Genomic DNA, 10,409 nt, shown 5'->3' with positions numbered 1-10,409 from the left:
CCTCCCGGAATCCGCGGATTCCGGGAGGGGCACCCCTCTTCCTTCTACGTCCTTCTACATCCTGGGTCAGCCGGCGAGGAGCCGCTTCACCGTGGCGGCGACGCGGCCGCCCTCCGCCTGCCCGGCGACCTTGGGGTTGACGATCTTCATGACGGCGCCCATGGCCCGCGGCCCCTCGGCACCGGCGGCCTTCGCTTCCTCGACGGCGGCGGCCACGACGGCCTCAAGCTCGGCGTCGGAGAGCTGCTTGGGCAGGTACGCGTCGAGGAGCTCGCCCTCGGCCCGCTCGCGCGCGGCCTGCTCGGGCCGACCGCCCGCCGTGAAGGCCTCCGCGGCCTCGCGGCGCTTCTTCGCCTCCTTGGCGATCACCATCTGCACCTCGTCGTCGGAGAGCTCGCGCTTGGTCTTGCCCGCGACCTCCTCCTTGGTGATGGCGGTGAGGGTCATCCGCAGGGTCGAAGAGCGGAGCTCGTCGCGCGCCTTGATCGCGACGTTCAGTTCGTCCTTGAGCTTGGCCTTGAGCGTGGTCATGTGTCCCAGTGTGTCAGGTGTCGCACCGCGACCGCCCGCGCATTTCCGCCCATCGGGTCTGCGACGATAAGGGGATGCGCGCACGGTACGGGATCCCCCTGAAGATCACGGCAGGCCTCACGGCGACGGCCGCGGCCGGCATCGTCTACGCGGCGGGCTTCGAGGCCCGCTCGTTCCGGCTCCGCCGGGTGACCGTTCCCGTGCTGCCCCGGGGCATGCGCGACCTGCGGGTCCTCCAGGTCTCCGACATCCACATGGTGAGCGGCCAGAACAAGAAGCGCGCCTGGCTCCAGTCGCTGGCCGGGCTGCGCCCCGACTTCGTCGTCAACACCGGCGACAACCTCTCCGACCCGAACGCCGTGCCCGAGGTGCTCGACGCGCTGGGCCCGCTGATGGAGTTCCCGGGCGTGTACGTCTTCGGCTCCAACGACTACTACGGGCCGCGGCTGCGCAACCCCGCGCTCTACCTGAAGGAGAAGGTCCAGGGCCGGCACGGCCTCAACGGCAACCCGCCGGTGGTGGGCGCGATCCACAACCCCTGGGAGGGGCTGCGGGACGCGTTCGACGCGGCGGGCTGGGTGAACCTGACCAACACCCGCGGCCGGCTGAAGCTGCCGGACCTCGACCTGGCCTTCACCGGCGTCGACGACCCGCACATCAAGCGCGACCGGTACGAGCGGGTCGCGGGCGGCCCCGACCGGGACGCCGACTTCACGGTGGGCGTGGTGCACGCGCCGTACCTCCGGGCGCTGGACGCGTTCACGGCGGACGGCTACGAGCTACTGCTCGCCGGCCACACCCACGGCGGGCAGCTGTGCATCCCCTTCTACGGCGCCCTGGTCACCAACTGCGACCTGGACACCGACCGCGTGAAGGGCCTCTCCACCCACACGGCCGGCGGCCACACCTCGTACCTCCACGTCTCGGCCGGCTGCGGCACCAACCGCTTCACCCCGGTCCGCTTCGCCTGCCCGCCCGAGGTCACCTTGCTGACCCTGACGGCCAGCGACTGAGCGGTCCGCGCGATCCCGTACGCGCGATCCCGTACGGACGACCCTTGCGGACGGACCCGTACGGACAACCCGTACGGCGCATACGGTGACCCCATGCCGAACACCGCCGTCGTCACCGCACCCTTCCGCGGCCTGATCGCGCTGGCCGCGATCACCGGCATCGTGATCGAGTGCGTCGAGGGGAACCCCCTCGTCGTCTTCAGCTTCTTCACGATCTGGTCGAACACCGCCGTCGCCGGCGTCCTCGGCATGGGCGCCGTCCGCGCCTGGACGCGCCGCCCGCCGCTGCCGGCGCTGTGGACCGGCGGGGTGCTGCTGTGCGTCTCGGTGGTCGGGCTCGTCTTCCACCTGGCGCTGGACAACCCGGCGAGCGAGTTCAACGAGGCCGCCGCCATCGCCCGGCTCACCGGCGCCAGGGCCGTCGCCAACCAGCTGCTCCACACCGTCACCCCGATCGGCGTACTCCTCGACTGGCTGCTGCTCACCCGCCCCGGAGCCCTCCGCTGGCGCCACGCGGCCCAGTGGCTGGCGGCCCCCGGCGCCTACCTGCTCTTCGCCCTGGTCCGCGGCGCCCTCGTCTCCCCCGACACGCCGACCCGCTACACGTACCCCTTCCTGGACGTCACCGCCCACGGCTACACCGGCGTCCTCACCAACGCCGTCGCCCTGGGCCTGGCCTTCTACGCCCTGGGCCTCGTCCTGGTCACCACGGACCGTTTCCGCCCGGCGCTCCTGGGCCGCGAGGAACGGATTTCGTCTCTGGGCGCGGGTGGGCTAAAGTAATCGATGTCGCCGCGACGTGAAGAACAAAGCAGCGACATCGGGGTGTAGCGCAGCTTGGCAGCGCGCTTCGTTCGGGACGAAGAGGTCGTGGGTTCAAATCCCGCCACCCCGACAGCCGTAAGACCAGGTCAGGGGCCTGATTCGAGAGATCGAATCAGGCCCCTGAGTGGTTTCTGGGGTCGTTCTGGGAGTCAAGTTCGGAACTGCAACGAGGTCGAGGACGCGACGGACTGCCGGGCGGGCTACGCCCCGCGCGGGACACTCCAATACACGACCCGGGCGCCTTTACGCTCAGGCTGATGGACGCCGGCCACAAGGCAGAGGCCGCAGTCACCTTCGCAGGCCGCTCCCGTCGTAGCAGAACGCGGATCCGGAGGCAGTTACGGCATTTGGCTCCGCGGCTACGGCACTATGGCGTGAGATCGCCGGTGAGGACTCGACGCCTCCCTCCAGACGAGCCGAAGTACCTGGACTCGGGCCAGCGTCGAACCGAGTTCATGTTCTACGCGGAAGGCGTGGACCGGGCAGACCCGAATCAGGTGCGGCGTGCGCTCCGGATGTTCGAGGAGTTCATCCGTGCATACCGCGACCCGGGTGATCTGGGGACGCCAAAGCAGTTGGACGACATCAGGGTGGTCCTGGAGCGGGACGGCTTCGCCCTCGATCAGGAGGGCAGAATCGCCTGGTCCAACCCGCCGGTGCCGGCCCGTGATCCGAGCGACCTGAGCGACGCCTAGGGCATCGCGGTCGACAAGAACGCCGTGCGCCCGGGAAGACGAGAGTCGATGGCTGAGAGGCTGCTGCACATCGCGGAGGTGGCCAAATGCTGCCGCTCCCGTGGACCCGGGCTGTCACCCGGGAACGACCTCGTGCCAAAGTCGCCGATCGGACAGGACAAACAACGACGCGAGGAGCAGCACATGCACAACGGGGGACCACAGTGGACACTCGCCGTGCCCACAGGCGGCGACACGCTCCGGCAGGAGCGCCTCACCCGGGATCTCCACGACACCCTGGGGAGGACGGACGGCCTCGCCGTCGGATTCCATGACGTCGACGGCGCCACCGAACCGGGTCGTAAGGGCAGCGGTGTCGGCGAGGTGGCTCTCTGGGCCGCCACCACCGCCGCCGTCGCGCGTCCGGCGTCCCAGGTCCTGATCACCCTGATCAAGGAGTGGTGCGCGAAAGAGCGGCACCGCAAGGTAGTAGTCACCGTCGGGCACGACTCCATCGAGATCACCGGACGGCCGGACGCCGCACAGGAACGTATGGTCCGCGAGTTCCAGGACCGGGTCGCCGACAGCGACGGTCCAGAACCGAATGACGGCACGGCGTGACCCGCTTCCACAAGCGCCGTGCCCTCCTGATCGGCAACGAGCACTACGACGACGGCCGCTTCTCGCCGCTGGCCTCCGTACGGGCGGATGTGTGGGGACTTACCCAGGTCCTGAAGCATCGCAACATCGGCAGCTTCGTCTCCGTCCAGACCCGCTCCGATCTCACCGCCGACGACATGCGGGCGGCCATCGGCGAGTTCCTTCAGGAGCGCGACGAGGACGAACTCGCGCTTGTGTACGTCTCCGGGCACGGTGTACGCACCGTACGCGACGGCGGCGAGTTCCACTTCGTCGCCAAGGACACCGACTACGACCGGGTGGCCTCGACCGGTGTCAGTGCGGGGTTCCTCAACGACGCGCTGGAAGAGTGTGTGTCCCCGCAGAAGATCGTGATGATCGACTGCTGCCGCAGCGGCGGGTTCGCCGTGGGTCTGCGCACGTCGGACCGACGTCCCGAGAGCTCTGTGTCCAAGTCCGGCGAGCCGCCCCCGCTGACCAGCAGGGGCGTGTACGTCCTGTCGTCCTCGCGGGCCGGGGAGGATTCGTATGCGGACGCGGGCAGCGGCGATGAGGTGAAGCCGTCGGCGTTCACCGGCGAGGTCATCGAGGCGCTACGCACAGGGAAGGTCAGCAAGGACGGCGGCCAAGCGGTAACGGTCAGTGACCTGTTCCACTACGTCAACCGGCGCATGCGTGCCCAGGACGGCGGACGTCAGGTGCCAGTGCACTCCGCGCTCGGCGTCGACGACCGCATCGTCATCGCGGACAGCCCCTTCGGCCGGGCCCCCATCCTCGACCCTCTGAGCTCTAGGCCCCGGGCCGCAGCCGGAGAAGCGACACAACCGCGCGCCGCGAAATCCGCTCACGCACAGCCCACCTGGGCCAACCTGCTGGACTACTACCGCGAGTGCGTCCTGGCCGAGAGCGCCGAGACACCTCTGATGGAGGTGAGCCATCGGGACACGTCGTACGTATGCCTGGGAGGGGCGGAGAGGTTCATCTCCGGCGACGTCGATGACGACGGCTGCGTCGCGCTCCCCGAGGAGGCAGCCCCGCTGGTGGACTCAGCGGCAGAGGAAGATGCCGAGCTCTGGGCGGGCTACCCGGCTGTGGTCCTCACCCGGCCTCGCAACGGACACCCCTGGCGACAGCCGAAGTTCGCGCCCCTGCTGGTACGCCGGGTCGAGATCGTCCAGGACGAGGGCGAGGTGCGGCTGAAGCCGTACGGCCCGGTCCAGCCGCATCCTCAGCTGGCGCACGACTGGCTGGGCGAGGAGGAGGCCAACCAGCTCGTCGACACGTTTCAGCCGTCCTGGCATCGAGGACAGCACGACCGTATGGCGGTAGAGGTGCGCAACCTCCTCACGCAGGAGTTCGAGCTGCCGTGCGTGCAGGAGCTCCGTCCCGACCAGCTCGCCGACCGCATCGACGTCCGCACGCCCGGCCACGGGGCGCGCAACACCGCGGTCCTGTTCGCGGCACGCCCCCAGACAGGCTTCACAAAGGGGCTTCTCAGCGACTTCGCCGACATCTCCAGAAAGACGGACCAGATCGGAAGGACCGCTCTCGGGGCCCTCGCGCCCGACACCTCTCAGCGCGCCCGATCCCTCGCCCACATGGACCCCGAACCGGTACGCCTCGTGACGCCGCTGCCCTGCAACGAGGCCCAGACGGCGGTTCTTCGATCCGCCATGACCCGCCGCCTCACCGTGGCCACGGGGCCGCCCGGCACCGGCAAGAGCCAGTTGGTCGCCAATCTCGTGGCCACGGCGATCGCGGCAGGTCAGACCGTACTGGTCGCGTCCACCAACAACGACGCCGTGGACGAGGTCTGGCGCCGCTGCGACAAGCTGGTGCCCGGCAGCGTCGTGCGCACCGGCTCAGCACGGAAGAACGGCAAGAGCAACGCGGAGCACGAGGCCGCCGCGCTGCACGCGCTGCGTACCGGCCCGGAGCCGTCCACCACCGTGGCCACGGCATCCATGGCAACCGCACTGGCCACCGACCGTCTGGCAGAAGTACGACAGCTTCTGGCCTACATCGCGGAGACCGAGCTACGGCTTCGCGAAGCAGGCGAATCCCGCGCCCACCACGCGGAAAAGCTCGGGAGCACCGTCAGTGAGCTCCAGGACCTGCTCGGTGGCCCGCCCCGACCGAAGGAACTGGTGGGCAAGGCGCGTCGCCTCGCCCACGCCCGTTTCCTAGGATCGTGGCGCCGAACCCGCTTCCTGCGCAAGGCCGGGCTGGGGAGGTACGCCGGTGATCCCGCCACAGGGTGCCTCGCGCTAGCCGGCTTCGCCACGGCCGAGGCGGAGTGGCGTGACGGGCGCGAGCATGCGGCCACCGTTGACGACACAGCGCTCACGCGTACCCTGCACGATGCGGAAAGCACCGTCCAGGACGCTTCACGCACCCTCCTGGCTACCACGGTCCAAGCCGCCGCCTGGGCCGGACGCCGCCGCATTCTGGACCTGTTGACGGCTCGGGACGGCAAACGCGGCGACTGGCCACAGTTGGGAAGGCTTCTCGGGCGCCCGGGAACGTCTACGGACGCGCCCGTAGTAGCCGGATGGGCAGTGACCAGCCTCTCCGCCCGGCGCTTTCCTCCGGACCCGGCACTGTTCGATCTCGTCGTCATCGACGAGGCCAGCCAGTGCGCCATCCCCCACGTCCTGCCGTTGCTGTTCCGCGCGCGGCGCGCCCTGGTCATCGGCGACCCCATGCAGCTCACGCACATCACGCAGACCAGCCCGCCCCGCGAAGCTCTCATCCGGCGCGGGAACGGGCTGCGGTCCGACTGGCTGGAGAAGCACCACCTCGCCTACCGGCGCCACTCCGCCTTCCACGCTGCCGAGCAGTCCGCAGGCGGCACACTGCTTCTCGACGAGCACTTCCGCTGCCATCCGCACATCGCCGGAATCTCCAACGAATTCTTCTACGACGGTGGGCTGACTCTTCTCACGGACATCCGTGGCCGTCCCGCTCTGGCACGCCGCCCCGCCGTCATCTGGACGGATGTGACCGGCCGAGCCGCCCGCCCTCCGTTCGGTGGTTCCTGGGCCAACGATGACGAGATCCGCAAAGTGCTCGCCAGCGTCACTTACCTGTTGGACCAGTTGCCGCCCGAGGCCACCGTCGGCGTTGTCACTCCCTTCACAGCGCAGGCTGAAGCGCTGCGCAGGCGGCTGCGACCGTACGACGAGGAGCGCCTGCGCATCGGTACGGTGCACACCTTCCAGGGGGGCGAACGCGATGTCATGGTGTTCTCCCTCGTCGTCGGCGAAGGCATGCATACAGGCGCCGTCGAGTGGGTCAGTGGACAGCTGAACCTGTGGAACGTCGCCATCACCCGAGCACGCAGTCACCTCATCGTGGTGGGGGACAAGGAACTCTGGCGACAGCGAGGAGGCGTAGGCACCGCGCTACTGGAGGCTGCGGAGCGGAACGGCGTACCCCCGGGTGGCGGAGACGAGGAAGTCCTCCTCAAACGCCTGTATCAGGCCCTGTCCCACACAACGGAAGCCACCATCACGCTGGGCGAGACAGTCAACGGGCATCCGGCGGACGCTCTGGTGGGAGCCATCGACGCCGCCGGAACCAGAGCTGTACTTCTCGACAGGGGGGTCGAAGAGGGCTCCGACGCGGCCCGCCACCTTCGGCTCATGCTGCATCGACGGCACTTGCTGGGCAGCGACAACGGAGAAGTCGAAGCCATTCGGTGGCCGGCTTGGAGGTTGTACGAGACAGACGAACAGCGGGGTGAGCTCTGGCCTGTGCCATGATCCGGCGCGGCGCTCACCTGGTGAGACGAGCCGACTTGGCTTGCCCCAGCCGCTACGCCGCCCGACGCCAGCACTCTGATTAGGTGCAATACCGAACTACCTGGCCCCGCCTCCACTCGAACCTCATTCGGAGGGACGGGGCCGGCGGGGAGCATCTGCTACGGCGATGCGGCGGAGGCCGGTGTGGTCGCTCCGTGTCGGTACCCGTCTCGTCGTGGCTGAGGAGCGCGTCGTTCGGGCGTCTTCGCAGGTGTCGGCCTGCGGCGACGACCTAGGCCGGAGCTTGTGGTTGAGCTGACATGTTGTGCCACTCGTGACCGCATCCGTCGACGCAGTACAGCGCCCGCCTGCGGGAATCGGCGATGCCGAAGAGGGCGACGAGCAGGCGAAATGACTTCGTGAGTTCGTACGCCGGAAGTTGAGCCATCCCGAAGCGCCCCTTCATGAGCATGACGGCGGGCGTGTGAGTGGGGCGAATGCCGGAGCGGGCGATGCTCTCGGGGACATCGGCCTCGCGAGCGCGAGCCTGATCGCAGAACAGCACCAGGGCATGGACCGCCTCGCGCTGGTCATCCTCCGACAGGCCCTCGAACCACTCGATCCCCTCAGCCGTCGATCTGAGGCCTTGCGCGAGTTCGTTCAGGATCACCTCGTGCGCATACAGCACAGCCTTCCCCCTCTCCTGCGACCAGGCCGACGGTACCCCTGTACGGGGTGAACACCCATGCTGGAGGTCACCTGGTTGACTACTCGCAGGGAGCGGGCGTTGTCAGCTCTCCTGTGCGGGGCCGATGAGGGTAAGGCCCGCCTGGGCGGCGAGCCAGTGGGCGTATGGCTCGTTTCTCTCGTGGCCGTTGAAGTTGGCGCTGCGGACGTGGACGAGGATGGTGTGGTCGTCGGCGGGCTCGGTCGCGTAGCGGGTGTGGGTGTTGAAGAGGAGGGTTACTTCAGCGTGGTTGGACTCGCCGCGGAATCCCAGCTCGGGCGCGGGCGGCCACTGTAGTGACGACCAGTTGATCTCGCCCGTGCTGGGACCGATCGCCGCGGTGAAGGCGTCCTCGATGCTGCCGACCGGCTGGTCGAACACGTCCCACTCCACCGGTAGCCGCCCCTCGAACGCGGACGCCTCGGTCGGCAGGTCGGCCGCCGGGACGCCGACCACGAAAGGGGGCTGGTCCTCGAACGGCACCCCGGCGAATTCCTTGAGCTCCGACGCCCCGCGGAACCATCCCCCGGGCATCGCCTCCGCCACCCGCCGCACCTCGGCGACAGAGGAGAACTCCGCGTACGCGGCGACCTCGGAATACTCGCGGCGGCCGAACTCCATGAGCCGGCGTGCGGTGCTCAGGGCGAGTAGCGGGTCGGGGGTACGGAAGACGGGATACGCGACGTCGTTGGACATCCGCCGACTGTGCCACGCTCCGTCATCGCGGGGCATCGCATTTACGTCCCTTGAGCGGTTCCCTGCCGTGTGCCCGGCCTGAGGTTCCCTCAGGAGGCGGCTCTACGATGGGGCGTCGAGAAGAAGGGTGGGTCTCAGGTGCTGGTCGCGGACCGATATCGGCTCCACATGTGTGTCGGGCGTGGCGGCATGGGCGAGGTGTGGCGGGCCACCGACGAGGTGCTCGGGCGCGACGTGGCCGTGAAGTTGATGCTGGGTCATGAGCACGATCCTTCCGCAGCCGAGCGGTTCCGGATGGAGGCCCAGACCGCGGCGCGGCTGAGCCATCCGCATGTGGTCGGCGTCTTCGACTTCGGTACGTGGGACGGGAAGCTGTACCTCGTCATGGAGCTGGTCCACGGGGACAGCCTCGCCGGGGACCGGGGGCAGGCGCCCGTGCTGCCGGCCGAGCAGGTCGCGACGGTGGCCGCGCACGCGGCGGCCGGGCTCGCCGCCGCCCACCGGGAGGGCGTGGTGCACCGGGACATCAAGCCGGGGAACCTGCTGAGGGACGCCGACGGGACCGTGAAGCTGGCCGACTTCGGCATCGCCCGCTTCGTGGACGACCCGTCGGCCGCCCTCACCACCACGGGCCAGATCGTCGGCACCGGGCTCTACCTCGCGCCCGAGCGGGCCCTGGGGCAGCCCGCCTCGCCCGCCTCCGACGTGTACTCGCTCGGCTGCGTGCTCTACCAACTGCTCACCGGGCGGCCGCCGTTCCGCGGGGACACCGCGACGGCCCTGCTCTACCAGCACATCGACACCCCGCCCGCGCCGCCCCGGCAGGTCGGGGTCGCGATGCCGGCCGCGTTCGAGTCCTTCCTGCTGACGCTGCTGGCCAAGCAGCCGGAGCAGCGGCCGGGGGCGCAGGCCATCTCCGAGTGGTTCGGCTCCGGGGCGTGGCGGGACCAGCCGCTGCCCCTTCCGCAGGCCGTGGCGCCCGCCCCGGCCCCGCCCGTACAGCAGCGGCCGCAGCACGCGCCGGTGCCGCCTCCGCCGCCGACCGCGCCGGTAACCGCGTCCCGGGGGCGACGGGCGCAGGCGCCGGCCGAGAATCCGCTGGCCGTGATCTCCCGGCGGCGGCCGCGCAGGACCGCCGCGGTCGCCGGGGCCATCGCCTTCGTCGTCTTCCTGCTGATCGGGATGGCCTGGGTCGGCTGAGCCCGGTCAGTAGACGCGGGGGGCCATCACGTGGCCGTCCGGGTGTTCCGGGGCGAGCAGCAGGCAGCGGGGCACTCCCGGGCCCGGTGTCGCCCGGACGGTGACCGGGGTCGGCGGGTCGGTGGGCAGCTCGATGCGGACCGTCACCGGGCGGTCGTCCCGGGTCGTGGCGTGGCCCGTCTCCTTGCCGTCCACCAGGACCTCGACGACCGGGGTGTGGCCGGTCTGGACGGTGGCGCTGACCGAATGGCCCCGGTAGTCGATGTGGAAGTGGTGCCGTGCTCTCATGACGTCGCCTCCGCGCGCGCGTGGCCGCCCCTTCGTTCCAGCGTAGGGCGGCGGCGCGGGGAACGTCGGCCGG

General features: G+C 69.7%; 10 protein-coding genes and 1 tRNA gene. 7 read left to right on the top strand and 4 right to left on the bottom strand.

Annotated elements, in window-relative coordinates; genetic code table 11:
• Positions 1-66: 66 nt before the first annotated feature.
• Positions 67-531, bottom strand: coding sequence for a GatB/YqeY domain-containing protein (locus ABTZ54_RS32855; protein ID WP_351670514.1), 465 nt, complete (start codon positions 529-531; stop codon positions 67-69).
• Positions 532-605: 74 nt separating this feature from the next.
• Here ABTZ54_RS32855 and ABTZ54_RS32850 point away from each other — a divergent pair, with 74 nt between their 5' ends.
• The 6 genes from ABTZ54_RS32850 to ABTZ54_RS32825 all read left to right on the top strand — a co-directional run bounded on the left by ABTZ54_RS32850 (position 606) and on the right by ABTZ54_RS32825 (position 7,446).
• The gene (locus ABTZ54_RS32850; protein WP_351670511.1) at positions 606-1,544 is read left to right on the top strand and encodes a metallophosphoesterase; all 939 of its coding nucleotides are present in this window, start codon (positions 606-608) and stop codon (positions 1,542-1,544) included.
• A gap of 93 nt (positions 1,545-1,637) precedes the next feature.
• Positions 1,638-2,327, top strand: a complete 690-nt coding sequence (locus tag ABTZ54_RS32845) for a Pr6Pr family membrane protein (protein ID WP_351670508.1) — start codon at positions 1,638-1,640, stop codon at positions 2,325-2,327.
• A gap of 38 nt (positions 2,328-2,365) precedes the next feature.
• Positions 2,366-2,439, top strand: a tRNA-Pro gene (locus ABTZ54_RS32840).
• Positions 2,440-2,824: 385 nt separating this feature from the next.
• Positions 2,825-3,064 (top strand): hypothetical protein, encoded by a 240-nt coding sequence (locus ABTZ54_RS32835; protein WP_351670506.1) that lies wholly within the window; start codon positions 2,825-2,827, stop codon positions 3,062-3,064.
• A 183-nt stretch (positions 3,065-3,247) separates the two neighbouring features.
• Positions 3,248-3,664, top strand: coding sequence for a hypothetical protein (locus tag ABTZ54_RS32830; protein ID WP_351670503.1), 417 nt, complete (start codon positions 3,248-3,250; stop codon positions 3,662-3,664).
• Positions 3,661-7,446: a caspase, EACC1-associated type gene (locus tag ABTZ54_RS32825; protein WP_351670500.1), complete on the top strand. Its 3,786-nt coding sequence runs from the start codon at positions 3,661-3,663 to the stop codon at positions 7,444-7,446. Before ABTZ54_RS32830 ends, ABTZ54_RS32825 begins: the two co-directional genes overlap by 4 nt.
• Positions 7,447-7,717: 271 nt before the next feature.
• Here ABTZ54_RS32825 and ABTZ54_RS32820 read toward each other — a convergent pair whose 3' ends face one another.
• Together ABTZ54_RS32820 and ABTZ54_RS32815 are read right to left on the bottom strand one after the other, a co-directional pair.
• Positions 7,718-8,113 carry a DUF5958 family protein gene (locus tag ABTZ54_RS32820; protein WP_351670497.1) on the bottom strand — a complete coding sequence of 132 codons (396 nt, stop codon included), beginning with the start codon at positions 8,111-8,113 and terminating at the stop codon, positions 7,718-7,720.
• Positions 8,114-8,215: 102 nt separating this feature from the next.
• The gene (locus ABTZ54_RS32815; RefSeq protein WP_351670494.1) at positions 8,216-8,848 is read right to left on the bottom strand and encodes a hypothetical protein; all 633 of its coding nucleotides are present in this window, start codon (positions 8,846-8,848) and stop codon (positions 8,216-8,218) included.
• A 168-nt stretch (positions 8,849-9,016) separates the two neighbouring features.
• Here ABTZ54_RS32815 and ABTZ54_RS32810 point away from each other — a divergent pair, with 168 nt between their 5' ends.
• The gene (locus ABTZ54_RS32810) at positions 9,017-10,048 is read left to right on the top strand and encodes a serine/threonine-protein kinase (protein ID WP_502997355.1); all 1,032 of its coding nucleotides are present in this window, start codon (positions 9,017-9,019) and stop codon (positions 10,046-10,048) included.
• Between the two features lie 6 nt (positions 10,049-10,054).
• Here ABTZ54_RS32810 and ABTZ54_RS32805 read toward each other — a convergent pair whose 3' ends face one another.
• Positions 10,055-10,336 (bottom strand): hypothetical protein, encoded by a 282-nt coding sequence (locus ABTZ54_RS32805; RefSeq protein ID WP_351670488.1) that lies wholly within the window; start codon positions 10,334-10,336, stop codon positions 10,055-10,057.
• Positions 10,337-10,409 lie beyond the last annotated feature (73 nt).

Origin of the sequence: Streptomyces sp. NPDC094032, from assembly GCF_040303965.1 — a bacterium.
Taxonomy (GTDB): domain Bacteria; phylum Actinomycetota; class Actinomycetes; order Streptomycetales; family Streptomycetaceae; genus Streptomyces.
The sequence above is the reverse complement of the archived record's forward strand: the minus strand, read 5'-3'. Positions and strand labels throughout refer to the sequence as shown.